This is a genomic window from Flavobacterium rhizosphaerae (assembly GCF_046000445.1).
Taxonomy (GTDB): domain Bacteria; phylum Bacteroidota; class Bacteroidia; order Flavobacteriales; family Flavobacteriaceae; genus Flavobacterium; species Flavobacterium rhizosphaerae.
Window position 1 is genome coordinate 22,001 of the sequence record NZ_JBELPZ010000024.1, and the last position, 15,739, is coordinate 37,739.

Below are 15,739 nucleotides of genomic sequence, written 5' to 3' on the forward strand. Positions count from 1 at the left end.
AGTGTAAAATTAAACAATGGCTAAAATAATTAATTATGCGTAAAAAAAGCAGGCTTAAATGACCTGCTTTTTTAATAGATTAAAGATCAGCTATTTATTTAATAACTTTTGCTTCATCCAATTGTTCTAAAAATTCAAGAACATCTTCTACGGCATTTACCTTATATTTTGCGGCCGTATTACCCGGACCTACTTTAATGGTATATTCATTAGCATCTGTCATCATTTCAAACAGGTCTTCATCAGTTTTATCATCGCCAATAGCTATAGCAATATCATAATCGCCGCATAAAATCCTGCTTTTGCAAGTTGTGCCTTTATGTGCCATAAAATGTTTTACCTCAATTACTTTATTGCCATCAATAATCTGGGTAGGGGTGTTGTACAGATGATTTTTGAGCAAGGCCAGCAACTCTCTGGATGTTAAAAACCCTTGTTCTTTTTCTACATTTCGGTAATGCCATGCTACACCAAATTCTTTTTCTTCAATAAAACTTTCGGCATTACGATCTACGTATTCATCCATAATTTCAATTACCTGCTGTTTCCATGCAGGGCTACCACTAATTATAGGTTCCCATTCGCCGTCGGTTTTAATATATCCACCATGTTCGGCTACCATGCCTATCGGCAGGTGCCCCATATATTTTTCAAGAAAATCTTTATTTCTGCCACTTACTATCCAAACATCATTTTTTGGATTGTTAGCCAGTGAATTAAGCAAGTCAAGTGTATTTTCACCGGGTATGGCCATTTCAGGTTTTGGCTGTAGACCCACCAGCGTACCATCAAAATCAAGTAGTAAAAGGCGTTTTCCGGCAGTATTAAATTTGTTGACCAATTCTTTTTTAACCCCCTCAACAAGAGGTTGTGCTTTGTTGTCGTGATCGTGCATATCTATAGTATCTGTTAAAAATCGTGTCGCCCAGCGAAAAACATCATGTTTTGCAAGGTATTTTTGCATGTGGCGCATGCGCTTTTCCTGTTGTTTTTCATCCATATCTAACGCTTGTGCAATTCTGTAACCGGTAAGCTCCTTGTCAAAAGGGTTAATAGCAATAGCTTCCTGCAACTCTTTAGAGGCTCCGGTCATAAGGCTAAGCACCAATACACCTCTTAAATCTTTTCTGGAGGCTACATATTCTTTGGCTACAAGGTTCATACCGTCACGAACGGGAGATATAAGTGCTACATCGGCACTGGTATAAAGAGCAATGAGTTTATCAAATTCAACCGACTGGTATTGGTATACTACGGGACTCCATTTGTAGTTACCCATTGCACCATTAATACGGCCCACACTTTGCTCTATCATACTTTTACGTTCGCCGTATTTGGTAATTTCTTCACGCGAAGGCACAATTACCAGTAAAAAAACCACTTTTTCGCGCCACTCAGGATATTTCTTTAAAAAACTTTCGAAAGCAGAGAGCCTGTTGTTTATACCTTTTGTATAATCAAGCCGGTCAACCGAAAATATTATTTTTTTATCCTGGTATAGTTCGCGTATTTCACTTCTTAGTTTAGCAACTTCTGGTTTATCATACGCATTATGGAACTTTTCAAAATCTATACTGATAGGATAAGAGCCAATGCGGGTACGGTGGGTATCTTGCGAAAACACAAAGTTGCGGTGCGATAGCCCCAGTAATTTCTCTACACATTCTGTAAAGTGTATAACATTATCCCATGTATGGAAACCGGCCAGGTTACTGCCCAGTATACCTTCCAGTATATATCTTTTTGCCTTACTGGGCAAAATCCGGAATATTTCAAAATTAGGGAATGGTATATGTAAAAAGAAACCTATCTGGGCATCGGGCAACAACTTGCGTAACAGTTTTGGCAAGCCCATAAAGTGATAATCATGTACCCAGATCAAATCGCCCGGCTCATAAATTTCACTTACCCTTTTTGCTACAATTTCATTTGCGCTTTTATAGGCCTCAAAAGCAGCTTCATTATATTCCATATAAGAGGGAAAGTAATGAAACATTGCCCATAGTACGGAATTACTGAAGATGTTATAAAAATTACGATTAAGCCTCCTGTCAAGATATACAGGCTCAATTTCAAAATTGCCCTCAAATTCGTTTTTATGGTTTTCCCAGGTATTGCGGTCAAAATCAGCAATACCTACCCAGGTAAGCTTTTGTTCGCTTTTTTGGGTATAAGATAATACAGCAGTAGCTAATCCTCCTGAACTTGGGGTAAAAACAGTTTTTGTATTTTGCTTTTTTACTGACAGGGGCAACCTGTACGAAATGTTTATAATTTTCATGTATGGCTAGCAGCCTGAAGGGTAAGGTGAGCCTAAGCAGGCCATTACTCCAAATTTACTAAACACATTCCACTCTGTAAGTTTATAAAATGTTACTTAACATTTTTTTATATATGTTTTGAGGATAGTATAATTATTATAGGTAGAGAATGTTAATTTGACAACTACTCATTTCCTTTCTTTCCATTTTTAAATTTAACTTTTTCAACTATTGGGGTTTGCTGCTTTTTGGCAGGTGCCTTTTTAGCCGCAAAAGGTTTATTGCTTTTTGAAGGCGTATTTTTAGGGCTGTTAGTACGGGTTATTTGTGCTTTATGGGCAGCAATAACTTCTTGGGGATTTTTTGGATCATCTTTGGTGCCCCTTAAATGTATAATAAGGCCGTTTAAGAAATTGCGTAATACCTGGTCGCCACACTCCATGTAATTAGGGTGATCCTGTTTACGGAAAAATGCCCCCAGTTCAGCTTTTGAAATCCTGAAATCAACCAGTTCCAATATTTCCACTATCTGGTCATCCCGCAGTTGCAGGGCTACCCTTAATTTTTTAAATATATCATTGTTGTTCATAAAAAAACTTTTTGCAAAGGTAACAAGAAAGAAGATGCCGCGGACTATTATGGCATTGCTTAGCGGGTTTTAATGGGGCATATTGGCATATAAAGCATAAAAAAATAATAAGGTTTATATAAAGCCTTGTTTATTAACAGTAAAAAAGATATTTTTAGATAAAAATAATCTTGCATGAATACTTATGAAGAAAAATTAAGCCTTCTTTCTGAAATGATTGCTTTTGCAAGAATTGACGGAAAAGTGAATGAACGCGAGCTTAGGTTCCTGAATATAGTAGCCTCTCAGCTACGTGTCGAAAAAAATGCGTTTGAAAGCCTTTTCAGTCATCCTGCCGAAAAGAAAATTATAAAATCAGAACATCAGCGTATATTACAATTTTACAGGCTCGCACTACTTATGCATGCCGATGGGGTATTGCATGATAACGAACAGGTTGCCATAAGGGAAATGGGTATAAATATGGGGTTGAGCCCTTATGCTATGAAAGGGGTATTGCAGGAAATGCAGCGTAGCCCAAGCGGCCTTGTTGACCCGGAAATTATGCTGGCCTTATTTAAGGCACAACAAAATTAGCCGTTTTTAATATGCACATTAAGGTCTGATTTATCTACCAACTGGAAGGTGGCTGATGCAAACTTAACTGCGCCATTAGTAGCATCAACATCTTTTAAAATATGGGTAAATATGTTGGTTTTTGTAACCCGCCTCTTTTTATAATCTACTACATAGCGTAATGTAAATTCAACCCAGTTATCATTGGCAATTAATGATACCATAGGCTCGGTAAGTGCATCCTCAAGCCGGTATTTTCGCTGTAGCTTGTTCCATTTTTCATGCGATTCTTCGGGTAAGCTGCCTACAACTTCAATTCCTGCCTTTAATAAAATTTCTTTTGCAAGGTCATAATTACTGCCATATTGTATGGGTACTTTAAGTTCATCCCATAAAAAAGGAAAATCTCCTGAATAATTAAAAACCGGCTCTTTAAATACAAAGCTATTGGCAATAAGTACTATTCTCCCGTTATACAGGTCGCCATCAACCCATTGACCGGTTTCCATAAGGGTAGTGCGCAATACGCCAATATCCATAACATCACCTTTGGTACCGCCAAGCTGCACACGGTCTCCCGTTTTATAAAATCCGCCAAACATTATGGCCAGCCAGCCAGCAAATGACGCTATAACTTCTTGCAGGGCAAATGCAATGCCTGCCCCGGCAACCCCAAAAGCTACAGTAAGCCCCCCCAGTTTATCGCTAAAAACAATTGTTATAAGTACAATAGTAAGAAAGTAGCCTAAAAAATGGGCAAATTTACGGGCACGGTACCGGTTGCTGTTCTCTTTTATCTTAGAAAAAAGGCCGCGCTGTATTATTTTTATTATAAACCAAATTATTCCGATACCTACGCACAAAACGACTATTTTGGCAATAGTAGGGTTGTTAATGATATGTTGTATCTGTTCTTCCATTATGAATCGCCGTTGTGTATAACCCGTTGTGGGAATGGGATTGTTATGTTGTTTTGGGCAAACATTTTAAAAATACGTACCCTTAATTCGCTTTTGGCATTTTCTACCCTAAAAACATCTTCTACCCAAAAGTAAACAGAGAAATTAAGCGATGAATCGCCAAAATCTGTAAAGCGTACAAAAGGTTCGGGGTTAGAGAGTACACCGGGTTCTTTTAAAGCAGCCTCTTTAAGCAGCTGCATCACTAAATCTACATCAGATGAATAATCAACCCCAACAGATACTTCAAACCTTGAGGCAAGTATATTGAGTGTCCAGTTAATAAGTTCATTGCGGGTAAGTATGGTGTTTGGGAGTATGATGTATTTATCATCCCGGGTAAGTACTGTTGTGGTACGCAGGTGAATTTCCTGTACGGTACCTACAATGCTATTTACCTCTATTACATCGCCTACCTTTACGGTATTATCTATAAGTATAATTACGCCTGAAATATAATCGCTGAACAGATTTTGTATACCAAGACCCAAACCAACAAGCAGTGCCGCCGAACCTGCTAAAAGCACCGAAAGGCTAAAACCAAGTATTTGTAATGAAAGCATAATAACCACTACCAGCATTACATATTTTACGAGCATGTAAATAGAATACTGCTTGGCTTTATCAAAGCTTTTTACCTTGTAAATACTGCGTTTTATAAACTTTAACAGCAGCATTATAAGGATTAAGAAAATAATAAGCGTAATAACCGAGCTTACTTTTATAGGTATATTACTAATGGTTATAAGTGTATAATCTAAAAAATGCCTGATACCGGCATCTTTAAAAATATCATTATCAATAACCTCATCCATTTTACGTATACGTTTAGCGTAAATATACTAATTAATTTTCTTCTTTGATAAGCCATTGATAGGCAGCTATAAACTGTTTACGCCACAGTTTTTCATTATGGTGGCCATTATGAACTATTTTTTTACACAGCTGCTTTGGATTTGCGACCCGCTGTAAAACAAGCTTTTCCATTTTTTCAATATCAGGTATCATGGCCTGGCTTTCGTGGTCACCTGCCATAAAATAAATGCGGCCTGTTATTTTATCAACCTCTTTGATAAGTTCATAAATTTCATCACTAAACCAAAAAGAAGGTGAGAATACTCCGGCATTACCAAAAACATCTGGGAATTTCAGCAAAGCATAAAACGAGATAAGGCCCCCAACAGAACTGCCAAAAATAGTAGTATGCTCTTTTTCCGGCAGCGTTAAAAAGTGCCCATCCACATAAGGTTTGAGTGTATGTATTATAAAATCAAGGTAATCATCAGCATGGCCACCACCATATTTTTCGTTTTTGTATGGTGTCATTTCATCAATACGGTGGGTACTGCCCCCATGTTCAATGCCAATTACAATAGCGTTGCCGTGCAGGTCATTCAGTTTTTCTTCGGCGTGCCAGTCGCGTTTGTGCGATTCGGCATGGTTAAAAACATTTTGCCCATCGTGCATATATATAACCGGGAAACCATTTTGGCTTTTATTATAAGTATAGGGAAGGTATACCCAAATTGTTTTAGTGCGCCCGAGTTGGGGTGCTTCTATTGTAAATTCTTCTACTGTGCCTATCTCTTTATTTTTCATTGTCCACAACCCTATGGGCGTAACTGTTTTTGTGTTTTGCTAATAATAGCTAATTTATTAAACCCGGATTGGCAAGGCAATAAGGAGTCTCTAGTTTTATTAAAAATATAACAGTTGGTAAATAAACCTTTAGTGACTTTTGTAAGGTCATCCCTTTTAAGGATAAGAGTATCATTGTCTAATTGGTATGTGCCTTTAAAAGCATCTTTCCATTCTATATATCTCTTAACTGCGTAAAACTGGTTGTTGCCATATAAGTTTATATGGCCACTGGTTATATCCATATCACCAATTTGAGCATATATAACAGGTTTAGAAAATAGTATACCGTCTTCTGCATTTTCCAGTACATAATATGAACCAAAGATTATGGCACTAATTACAACAGGCTTAAAATCAAAGCGCCGCTTTTTAGATAACCAAGATACCAAATCATCAATAAGTATAAATAAAAGGAGGAATATGAATACAGCGGCAAATAGTATGAAGAGGAATCATTGTACCATACCCTCCTGAAAGTCGCCTGTTTTTACAAGAGGCCACAATGCAAGTATGCCAAATAGTAATAAAAAGGCATTGCGCTTGTAGTTTTTACTGTATTTGTATGGTTTCATTTAGTAATTAGCAATTAGCTTTTACATTCAGAATTATCAACTAACAACCATCAACTGACAACCAACAACCAAATCAATCCTGCTTAAAATTAAACGGCGGAGCTTTGTAATCTTTATCTAAATAACTAGTAGGGATGGTGGTATGATTGCCATCGCGGGCAGCACGGTAGTGGGGCGAGAGTATTTCTATACCAGCCTCATTAAAAGTGTCTTGAATGTTTTGGTGCAGTTGGCTGTATATGGTGGCCTGCTTGTTGGCCTCGCGTGTGTAGGCATTTATCTGGTAGGCTACATAAAAATCTTCCAGGCTGGTTTGCAATACAAAAGGGGCATGCTCTTTAACCAGCAGGTCGGTACGGTTGGCGGCTTCAATCAGCGCGGCATGCACGTCTTTCCACGGTACATCATACCCAATGGTTACGGTAGTGTGAATTATAAGTCCTTTGGTAAAAGTATCACTACTGTAGTTTATAGTGTGGCTGTTCATTACGGTTGAGTTGGGTATGGAAATAATCTCATTTTTTATAGTACGGATACGCGTTACCAGCAACGATTTTTCTATCACATCTCCCGATACATCGCCAATTTTAACCCTGTCGTTCAGTTTAAAAAGGCGCATATAGGTTAGCACTATACCCGCCACAATATTGGAGAGCGACCCCATAGACCCAAACGTGAAAAGAAATCCTAAAAACACCGATACGCCTTTAAATACAGGGGAATCGCTGCCCGGAAGGTAAGGAAAAATGACAATAAGCATGAAAGCGATAATAAGTACGCGTACTATCTGATACGTAGGACTTGCCCAGTCCGGGTAAAAACCGGTTATATGCAGGTCGCCACGCTCAATTTCATTTTTCAGGAAACGGGCAAACTTCAGCACATAACGGAAAACAAAAACAATAACGATTATAGTGATAAAGTTGGGCAGGTAATGCCAAAGCCCCACCGCTATTTTACGCACCGGGGTAAGTATGTAACTAAATAACGCTTCGGCAAAATTTTGTGTCCACGGAAAAATTCCAAACAATATAGGCAATGCAATATATACCAGTAAAAGTATAACCAGCCACTTAACCAATGTATTGGCTATAAGTAGTACCCGTATCTGCTGGTCGGCATCAAAAAGGTTATAATTTTTTATGGTGATGCCTTTAAGCCGCTTGCCTTTTTGCTGCTGTATTTTTACGGCTGTCCAGCGGAAAAGCCTGTTGGAGTATCTGATAATAAACACCAATACCAGTATTACCAGTATGGCAAGACCAATTTCTTTTGCAAGGGTAATAAAGCTGGTTTCATCCTTATAATGCATTACGGCAGTGCCTATAAGCTGCTGATATTTTTTAGCGAGTGCCTGGCGGTTGGTGTTGTTCCACAGGGCATCGTTATCGGATATGCTGATGATGATGCTTTCGCCATCGGTAACATCTGTAGTAGCGTCAGAATCCTGGACTTTAAGGGAATCTGCCGTAAAAGTATATTTCTCGCCGAGATTATGGATGCGTTCTGATATAGCCTCGGCGCGGTCTTTAGCAGAAAAACTGCCCAGTTTGCTGTAAATAGTAAACAGGGTATCATTAAAAAAACCATGTACTGGGTACCCTTTACTCGTGGCGCGGAGCGAATCTATACGTGCTTTTTTCTCAGCCAGCCGGGCAGAATCACGGCTGTTTAAATTTTCAAGTTCTTTTTGGAGCTGCTCTTTTTTTAGGTTATCGGTTGTTTTAAGCGACTGTAACTGTGCTTCAAGCCCTGCTTTTTTAATCGAGTCGGCAATGCGCTGCTTTTCCAGCGTGGTAAGCCGGGTTTTGTACTCTTTAATGTTTACGGTATTTATAGAATCGGTTTTCTGTGCAGTAGCAGTAGTATCTGCCTTTGCCTGAGAAAACACACTAAAAGGTAGTGTTACAAAAAACAGCAGGGTTAACAACCTGTAAAAATTGCTCATGGTTTTGCCAAATTTACAGGCAAGTTAGTAAAAAGCTGCCGATTTTTAAATAACCGCCCTATTTTGCGTTTTCATCTACCTCAAAAATACCGAAAACATTGTTATCTACATCTACAAAATAACCCTGCCAGCAACGGCCGGGTACGGCAATTTTGGCATGGCAACGGTGCTGCCGTTTTGGGTAATTATGGCTGCCATAGCATCAAAATTTTCTACAATAAATGAGCAGGTAAAGGCATTGGTGCCATACTCCATAGGCGGGGTTTGCATAGGGCGTTTTAGTATGCCGCCAAACATATTTTCGGTTTCTATGCGGTAATACTCTATAGGGAAGTTTTCTTCTTTTACAAAGTTCCACCCAAAAACCGCTTTATAAAATGCCACTGCTTTGGGTACATCTGTAGCCTGGATTTTAAAGTAGGAGAGGGTGTTCATGATAATTTTGAATTAATTTTCTTCTATTTCTTCTAAAAAAGACACTAATAAATCTTCAAAGTCAATATCATTAATATTTTCATATTCTTTAAATATTTCTTTTGCCTTCACACCATTATGATCCTCAAAATTAATAAATATGCCATCTGAACTTTTATCGTAGTTAGATGTAATATCTATATAATATACCATCTTATGATATTGAATCATTATTTCTAATTCAAATTTTAATTGAAAAGGCTCTTCATTTAAAGTTTCTTTAATTAAGTCAATATGAATATCGCTATTATGTGCTATTTTAAAAAGATTGGACTTAATTTTATTAGCTGAATGTTTAAAATTTTCTATGAAATTTTCTTTTTTTATATTTTCTAATATATTTTGTCTTTTTGCTTCTTCTTGAAAATTGAGCAACTCTTTCTCTTTTCGATCAATATAATTGTTTAGCTTTTTCATATAAGATTATATTTAATTTAAATTTACTCATTACGACATACATATTTATTAATTTAAATAATTTAAACCTTCTCCTGTAGCTCTTTAATTTCATCGCGTAGTTTGGCGGCCTGCATAAAGTCCAGTTCTTTGGCGGCTTTTTCCATGGCTTTGCGTTTGTCGCGTATCAGCTTTTCTATATCGCCTTTTGCCATATAGGTGGTGTCCGGTTCGGCAGCGGCTTTTACGGTATTGTCATAATGATACTCACTAATCGGGCTGCGCGATAGAGAGTTATTAATTTTCTTGGCAAGGGCTTTGGGTTCTATACCGTTGGCTTTATTGTAACTGGCCTGCTTTTCGCGGCGGTAATTGGTTTCATCTATGGTACGCTGCATGCTGTCGGTAATCTTATCGGCATACATAATGGCCTTACCGTTAACATTACGGGCGGCACGCCCCACGGTTTGCACCAGTGAGCGCGTACTTCGCAAAAAGCCCTCTTTGTCGGCATCCAGTATGGCAACTAATGATACTTCGGGCAAATCAAGCCCCTCACGCAACAGGTTTACCCCGATAAGCACATCAAACAGGCCTTTTCGTAAATCCTGCATAATTTCTACACGTTCCAGTGTATCTATCTCACTGTGAATGTAGCGGCAGCGTATGGCCACTTTCGTCAGGTATTTGGCAAGCTCTTCGGCCATGCGCTTGGTAAGTGTGGTTACCAGTACCCGTTCGTCAAGCTCTACACGCTGGTGTATTTCCTCAATAAGGTCGTCTATCTGGTTCAGGCTCGGGCGTATTTCAATAATGGGGTCTAACAGCCCTGTTGGGCGTATAACCTGCTCTACATACACACCGTCGCTTTTCTGCATTTCATAGTCAGCCGGGGTGGCGCTAACATAAACAACCTGGTTTTGCAAGGCCTCAAATTCCTCAAACTTCAGGGGGCGGTTATCCATAGCCGCTGGCAGGCGGAAACCGTATTCTACAAGGTTTTCCTTACGGCTGCGGTCGCCACCGTACATGGCATGTACCTGGCTTACGGTTACGTGGCTTTCGTCAATTACCATTAAGTAATCTTTCGGGAAGTAATCCAAAAGGCAGAACGGGCGTGTGCCGGGAAGCCTGCGGTCAAGGTAGCGGGAGTAGTTCTCAATCCCCGAGCAATACCCTAATTCGCGTATCATCTCCAGATCAAAATTGGTGCGCTCTTCAAGGCGTTTTGCCTCAAGGTGTTTGCCTATTTCCTTAAAATAATCTACCTGCTTTACCAAATCCTGCTGTATCTCCCAAATGGCGCCCTGAAGCACGTCGGGGCTGGTAACAAACATATTGGCGGGGTAAATATTCAGTCGGTCATATCGCTCAATTACCTGTGCATTGGTTTTGTCAAACGCTTCTATTTCTTCAATTTCATCACCAAAAAAGTGTATTCGGAACGGATCATCAGCATAGCTCGGGTAAACTTCTACTGTATCACCCTTAATACGGAAAGTACCGGGCAAAAAGTCGGCTTCGGTACGCGAATATAAACTTTGTACCAGCCTGTGCAGTAATTTGGTACGGCTAATAACCTGCCCACTATGTAAGTCGATGACATTTTTCTGGAACTCTACCGGGTTACCAATACCATAAAGACAGGATACCGATGCCACTACCAGTACATCGCGCCGCCCTGAGAGCAGGGCAGAGGTAGTGCTGAGGCGCATTTTTTCAAGCTCATCGTTTATGGAAAGGTCTTTTTCTATATAGGTGCCAGAAACCGGGATATAGGCTTCGGGCTGGTAATAGTCGTAATACGACACAAAGTATTCTACCGCATTGTTGGGGAAAAACTGCTTAAACTCACTATACAGCTGTGCCGCAAGGGTTTTATTGTGTGCCAGCACCAAGGTAGGCTTTTGCACCTCCTGAACCACATTAGCCATTGTAAAGGTTTTACCCGAGCCGGTTACCCCGAGCAGGGTCTGGTATTTATCTCCGTTTACTATTCCGTTGCTGAGTTGCTTTATGGCTGTAGGCTGGTCGCCTGTTGGTTTATAGTCTGATACTACCTGAAACTTCATCTTCTTTCGCTTTTATACAAAGATAGTGATTTACGGTGTGAGTTATTAATGCAGTTAATAGTAAAACTAACTGATTACGATATATATGTTAACGTTAGCACTATCCATTTTTACCTTTTAAAAGCAAGATTTTTGGTATCTTTACGGCCTATGATGTCTAAAAAATGTAAATATGCAATAAAAGCGCTTATTGTTCTTGCCAAAAGCTACGGCCAGGGCAATTTATTAACCGCTGATATAGCTGCTTCACAAAATATTCCTAAAAAATTTCTCGAACAAATACTGCTTGTACTCAAACGGGCAGGCTTTGTAGGCAGCCAGGCCGGATATGGGGGAGGGTATTTCCTCTTAAAAGAACCGGCTACTGTAACCGTAGCCGATATACACCGCCTTTTTGATGGTGCAATAGCGCTTGTACCCTGTGTAGCGGTTGACTTTTACCAAAAATGTGCAGACTGTGATGATGAGGTTACGTGTACCATGCGAAGGGAGTTTATGAAAATTAAGGAAGAAACACGTCATGTAATGAAAATGACAAGCCTCAAGTCTTTTCTGGAGGACTAATAATACAGTTAAAAATTTTAAAAGATAAATTCTATCGTATTGGTAGAATTTATATATTAGCCAAAATTTTTAACCGATGACTGCCAATTATAAAACAACACATTTACCCAAGCCATTTTTTTTGGTAACTAATTCTACTAATTTGGTAGAATTTATTCCATGTTTGATTTTTATGGTACTTTTTACTTTTAAGGCACATGCACAGGAGCCGGTTGCAGATACGGTAAATCGGGCTACTGAAGTAAAGAATGAACAGCCCCGGGCCTCTTATTACGTTGAGGCCGGATCTTATGGTACCAAACGGGAAACCGATCCTCCTTCTTATGTCAGAAATTTGGGTATTTCCGGGCTTGCAGACGGCATTAACTGGCTTGATGCCGGGCTGGACTACAGGGTGCGCAGCGAGTACAGGAATAATGACATCCGCAGGCCGGATAGCTTTAGCGATGATTATCCTTTTCTTCTTAAAGGGAAATTTTATATCGGCATAAAAAATATTATTGACCCGTTACGTCTGGTACTGGAGATGCAGGATAGCGACAGGCTTAACAGCAAGTATCCTTTAGACAACCGTGATGTAAACAAGCGCGAAATGATTCAGAGTTTTGCCGAACTGTATTTTAAAAAAGCATTAGGAACTGATGATTTGGGTAACAACCGTCCTTTTATGATTCGCTATGGCCGACAGGCTTTTGAGTTTTTAGACAGGAGGCTCATAGGCCAAAACCTGTGGCGAAATACTACCAATAACTTTTTGGGGTTTCGTGCGGCACTGGGGCAGGATAAAAATGACTGGCAAATAGACCTGTTGGCACTCCGCCCTATAGTAAGGGTAATAGACGACAGGGATTATGCTGATAACGACCGTCAGTTTGGCGCAGCTATTGGGCACTGGAGAAAATGGTCTGAAATTATAACTATTCAACCCTATTACATGGGGCTTAAACAGGACAGGCGAATTGGATACCGCATGATACACTCCCCCGGTATACGCCTTTATGGCTGGGTATATAATACAGGGTGGAATTATGATGTGAGTTATACCTACCAGTTTGGCGATGATGGCGATAATAGGCAGGATGCTTTTATGGCAACAGCCGAAGTAGGGTATAAATTTAAAAAACAGGCCTGGAAGCCAAGGGTAAGTTTATTTTTTGGCTACGTAACAGGAGATAAAAACCCTGATGACAAGGTTACCAACAGGTTTGAACGCTTTTATGGGTTTGCCCGGCCTTGGTCTTCCGATGATTATATTATTCCGGAGAACGTAGTAACACCTAAATTAAAAGTAGAATTTGAACCTGTAAAAGGGGTAAAAGCAGATATGGGATATAGCTTTTACTGGCTGGCCAGCGTTACCGACCGCTTTAATAACTTGCTTGCGGGAGAAAATAACCGTGATAAGACCGGACAGAGCGGAACATTTCTCGGACATGGGTTTGACTCGCGTATTCAGTTTAAGCCTGTAAAATTTATTGACCTGAACATGGGGTACATGCATTTTACCACAGGAGAATTTGTGCAAAACAGGCAAAATGTAGCCAATGGCGACCATGCCAATGCCTCCAATTTTGCTTACCTGGAAATTACCCTTAACGCACTTGATATTTTTATAAACCCCAAAAAATAGATTGTTAATCCCGTTAAAATTAAAACAAAATGAAAAAAGTAATTACCCATGCCTTTGCAGGTGTTTTACTGGCAGGTACACTGTTTTCCTGTAGCCCAAAGGAGAACCAAAAAGAAGTAGCAACTGCCGGAAAAATTGAAGGCACCATAACCATGAGTGGCGCGTTTGCGTTATACCCATTGGCAAACATTTGGGCAGAGGAATTCCGTAAGGAATATCCCGATGTAAAATTTAATGTTTCTGGCGGCGGCGCAGGAAAAGGCATGACCGATATGCTAAACGGTGCAGCTGATATTGCCATGTATTCTAAAGAAATAAGCAAAATAGAATCTGACCAGGGTGCTTATGGTTTTGCGGTTACAAAGGATGCTGTGATACCCACAATTTCTGCTAATAACCCTTTGCTGGCACAACTTAAGTCAGAGGGTATGACACGTGAAGAGTTTAGTACACTATTTCTTAAAGATGGTAAGCATAATTGGAAAAAATCGTCTGAAAAGGTAAATGTATATACCCGTTCTGATGCCGCCGGGGCAGCCGAAACGTGGGCAAAATACCTTGGTGCCAAAGCCCAGGAAGAACTTAAAGGGGTAGCGGTTTTTGGAGATCCGGGTCTTGCAGATGCCGTAAAAAAAGACAAAAACGGCATAGGGTATAATAATGTTATTTATGTTTATGATATTACTACCGGTAAAAAATATGATGGCCTTGAGGTAGTACCTATTGATGTTAACGGAAACGGAAAAATTGATGCCGAAGAAAACTTTTACGGCTCTTTAAGTGATGTCGCCAAAGCAATTGCAGACGGCAGGTATCCCTCGCCGCCGGCGCGCGAACTTTTTCTGGTAACTAAAGGCAAGCCCACTTCGCCCGCCGTAAAAGCATTCCTTAACTGGGTGCTAACCAAAGGGCAGGATTTTGTAACATCTAACGGCTATATTTTGCTGGAAAAAGACAATATTGAAAAGCAAATACAAAAACTCTAAGCCATGCCCGGCGTTAGGTATATTGTAGAGTACATCCGCAAATGGTGGATGCTCTTAACCCTGCTGCTTATTTTTATATTGCCATTTGCCATTGGGGCTTCGCTCATCTATAAATCCTGGCCCATTATATCCGGCTCAGTTTTAGGGAGTGCCCTCTTCGGTTCAGAGTGGATGCCCATACAGGGTAAATTCGGGCTATGGCCTTTCATTGTCAACTCTGTTATAATTACACTAACAGGATTGCTATTAATGACTCCCGTATGCCTTGCAGCGGCAATTTATATTACCCAGTTTGCACCCTTATGGGTAAGGCGCTTATTGCGGACAGTAATAGATATTTTAGCAGGCATACCCTCGGTTATCTTCGGGCTTTGGGGTATTATAACCATAGTACCCATAATATCAGGATGGGCAGTACGGGCCGGTGCAGAAAATGCCACCGGTTATTCCGTTTTGGCCGCCGGGATGGTGATTGCAGTAGCTACCATACCCTATGTGCTTAACATGCTTATTGAATTATTTGAAGCTGTTTCTATGGAGTTGATGGAAACAGGCCTTGCTATGGGTGCCAGTAAATGGCAAACCATACGGGATGTAATTATGATAAAAATACGGCACGGCATAATAGCATCTTTTACACTTGGGGTAAGCAAAGCTTTTGGCGAAACCATTGCTGTGCTCATGGTAGTGGGCAATGTTATACAGATACCCAAAAGTGTTTTTGACTCTGGTTATCCGTTGCCTGCGCTACTGGCTAACAATTATGGCGAAATGATGTCGATACCAAATTATGATGCGGCCCTTATGCTATCCGCATTGGTATTGCTGGTTATTGTAATCCTCTTTAATTACATCGCCCATAAAGTAATAGGGCATTATCACCTTAAAAGCAGCTAACCATGAGTAAAGGTAAATATATTGAAGAAAATATAGTAAAAGGCATAACCCAGTTGCTTACGGCGGTTATAGCCATAGTTCTTTTCAGCATCATCTGGGGCATCTTTGCCAAAGGGCTCCCGGCATTAAGCTGGCAAATGTTAACAGACGTACCGCATGGCGGATATTACTTTGGTAAAGAAGACGGCATACGAG

At 40.0% G+C, this 15,739-nt stretch carries 16 protein-coding genes; 6 read left to right on the top strand and 10 right to left on the bottom strand.

Annotated features, from left to right (window positions below; all coding sequences use genetic code 11):
* Positions 1-94 precede the first annotated feature (94 nt).
* Together ABS766_RS15905 and ABS766_RS15910 are read right to left on the bottom strand one after the other, a co-directional pair.
* Positions 95-2,281: a bifunctional alpha,alpha-trehalose-phosphate synthase (UDP-forming)/trehalose-phosphatase gene (locus ABS766_RS15905; protein ID WP_408086183.1), complete on the bottom strand. Its 2,187-nt coding sequence runs from the start codon at positions 2,279-2,281 to the stop codon at positions 95-97.
* A gap of 164 nt (positions 2,282-2,445) precedes the next feature.
* Positions 2,446-2,850, bottom strand: a complete 405-nt coding sequence (locus ABS766_RS15910) for a DUF1456 family protein (protein ID WP_408086184.1) — start codon at positions 2,848-2,850, stop codon at positions 2,446-2,448.
* 174 nt (positions 2,851-3,024) lie between these two features.
* On the opposite strand from ABS766_RS15910, the gene ABS766_RS15915 reads away from it, so the two are divergent.
* A complete protein-coding gene (locus ABS766_RS15915; RefSeq protein ID WP_408086185.1) occupies positions 3,025-3,426 on the top strand; it encodes an excinuclease ABC subunit B in 402 nt (133 codons plus the stop codon).
* Here the strand turns inward: ABS766_RS15915 and ABS766_RS15920 are convergent.
* From ABS766_RS15920 to uvrB, 8 genes are all read right to left on the bottom strand, one after another.
* Complete coding sequence (locus ABS766_RS15920) at positions 3,423-4,325, bottom strand: mechanosensitive ion channel family protein (RefSeq protein ID WP_408086186.1); 903 nt, start codon at positions 4,323-4,325, stop codon at positions 3,423-3,425. The two genes, ABS766_RS15915 and ABS766_RS15920, sit on opposite strands and share 4 nt — an antisense overlap.
* Positions 4,325-5,179, bottom strand: coding sequence for a mechanosensitive ion channel family protein (locus ABS766_RS15925; RefSeq protein ID WP_408086187.1), 855 nt, complete (start codon positions 5,177-5,179; stop codon positions 4,325-4,327). The genes ABS766_RS15920 and ABS766_RS15925 overlap by 1 nt, the downstream gene beginning before the upstream one ends.
* 31 nt (positions 5,180-5,210) lie before the next feature.
* Entirely contained in the window at positions 5,211-5,963 is a 753-nt protein-coding gene (locus ABS766_RS15930) for an alpha/beta hydrolase (RefSeq protein WP_408086188.1), read from the bottom strand.
* Positions 5,964-5,974: 11 nt separating this feature from the next.
* A complete protein-coding gene (locus tag ABS766_RS15935; RefSeq protein ID WP_408086189.1) occupies positions 5,975-6,394 on the bottom strand; it encodes a hypothetical protein in 420 nt (139 codons plus the stop codon).
* A 256-nt stretch (positions 6,395-6,650) separates the two neighbouring features.
* A complete protein-coding gene (locus ABS766_RS15940; protein WP_408086190.1) occupies positions 6,651-8,525 on the bottom strand; it encodes a mechanosensitive ion channel domain-containing protein in 1,875 nt (624 codons plus the stop codon).
* A 111-nt stretch (positions 8,526-8,636) separates the two neighbouring features.
* Positions 8,637-8,960, bottom strand: coding sequence for a VOC family protein (locus tag ABS766_RS15945; protein WP_408086191.1), 324 nt, complete (start codon positions 8,958-8,960; stop codon positions 8,637-8,639).
* 12 nt (positions 8,961-8,972) lie between these two features.
* Positions 8,973-9,416, bottom strand: coding sequence for a hypothetical protein (locus tag ABS766_RS15950; protein ID WP_408086192.1), 444 nt, complete (start codon positions 9,414-9,416; stop codon positions 8,973-8,975).
* A gap of 62 nt (positions 9,417-9,478) precedes the next feature.
* Positions 9,479-11,467, bottom strand: a complete 1,989-nt coding sequence (uvrB, locus tag ABS766_RS15955) for an excinuclease ABC subunit UvrB (protein ID WP_408086193.1) — start codon at positions 11,465-11,467, stop codon at positions 9,479-9,481.
* 150 nt (positions 11,468-11,617) lie between these two features.
* On the opposite strand from uvrB, the gene ABS766_RS15960 reads away from it, so the two are divergent.
* The 5 genes from ABS766_RS15960 to ABS766_RS15980 all read left to right on the top strand — a co-directional run.
* On the top strand, positions 11,618-12,031 hold the full coding sequence (locus ABS766_RS15960) for an RrF2 family transcriptional regulator (RefSeq protein WP_408086194.1): 414 nt from the start codon (positions 11,618-11,620) through the stop codon (positions 12,029-12,031).
* Between the two features lie 172 nt (positions 12,032-12,203).
* On the top strand, positions 12,204-13,661 hold the full coding sequence (locus ABS766_RS15965; RefSeq protein WP_408086195.1) for an alginate export family protein: 1,458 nt from the start codon (positions 12,204-12,206) through the stop codon (positions 13,659-13,661).
* Between the two features lie 29 nt (positions 13,662-13,690).
* Complete coding sequence (locus ABS766_RS15970; RefSeq protein WP_408086196.1) at positions 13,691-14,647, top strand: PstS family phosphate ABC transporter substrate-binding protein; 957 nt, start codon at positions 13,691-13,693, stop codon at positions 14,645-14,647.
* 3 nt (positions 14,648-14,650) lie between these two features.
* Complete coding sequence (gene pstC, locus ABS766_RS15975; protein WP_408086197.1) at positions 14,651-15,544, top strand: phosphate ABC transporter permease subunit PstC; 894 nt, start codon at positions 14,651-14,653, stop codon at positions 15,542-15,544.
* A gap of 2 nt (positions 15,545-15,546) precedes the next feature.
* Positions 15,547-15,739, top strand: a 193-nt coding sequence (locus tag ABS766_RS15980) for a hypothetical protein (RefSeq protein ID WP_408086198.1), incomplete at its 3' end; no start/stop codon positions are given.

Excerpts from the sequence above, each read along its gene's own strand:
- ABS766_RS15905 (WP_408086183.1), bottom strand. The coding sequence starts at position 2,281 with ATGAAAATTATAAACATTTCGTACAGGTTGCCCCTGTCAGTAAAAAAG.
- ABS766_RS15910 (WP_408086184.1), bottom strand. The coding sequence starts at position 2,850 with ATGAACAACAATGATATATTTAAAAAATTAAGGGTAGCCCTGCAACTG.
- ABS766_RS15915 (WP_408086185.1), top strand. The coding sequence starts at position 3,025 with ATGAATACTTATGAAGAAAAATTAAGCCTTCTTTCTGAAATGATTGCT.
- ABS766_RS15920 (WP_408086186.1), bottom strand. The coding sequence starts at position 4,325 with ATGGAAGAACAGATACAACATATCATTAACAACCCTACTATTGCCAAA.
- ABS766_RS15925 (WP_408086187.1), bottom strand. The coding sequence starts at position 5,179 with ATGGATGAGGTTATTGATAATGATATTTTTAAAGATGCCGGTATCAGG.
- ABS766_RS15930 (WP_408086188.1), bottom strand. The coding sequence starts at position 5,963 with ATGAAAAATAAAGAGATAGGCACAGTAGAAGAATTTACAATAGAAGCA.
- ABS766_RS15940 (WP_408086190.1), bottom strand. The coding sequence starts at position 8,525 with ATGAGCAATTTTTACAGGTTGTTAACCCTGCTGTTTTTTGTAACACTA.
- ABS766_RS15945 (WP_408086191.1), bottom strand. The coding sequence starts at position 8,960 with ATGAACACCCTCTCCTACTTTAAAATCCAGGCTACAGATGTACCCAAA.
- ABS766_RS15950 (WP_408086192.1), bottom strand. The coding sequence starts at position 9,416 with ATGAAAAAGCTAAACAATTATATTGATCGAAAAGAGAAAGAGTTGCTC.
- uvrB (WP_408086193.1), bottom strand. The coding sequence starts at position 11,467 with ATGAAGTTTCAGGTAGTATCAGACTATAAACCAACAGGCGACCAGCCT.
- ABS766_RS15960 (WP_408086194.1), top strand. The coding sequence starts at position 11,618 with ATGATGTCTAAAAAATGTAAATATGCAATAAAAGCGCTTATTGTTCTT.
- ABS766_RS15965 (WP_408086195.1), top strand. The coding sequence starts at position 12,204 with ATGGTACTTTTTACTTTTAAGGCACATGCACAGGAGCCGGTTGCAGAT.
- ABS766_RS15970 (WP_408086196.1), top strand. The coding sequence starts at position 13,691 with ATGAAAAAAGTAATTACCCATGCCTTTGCAGGTGTTTTACTGGCAGGT.
- pstC (WP_408086197.1), top strand. The coding sequence starts at position 14,651 with ATGCCCGGCGTTAGGTATATTGTAGAGTACATCCGCAAATGGTGGATG.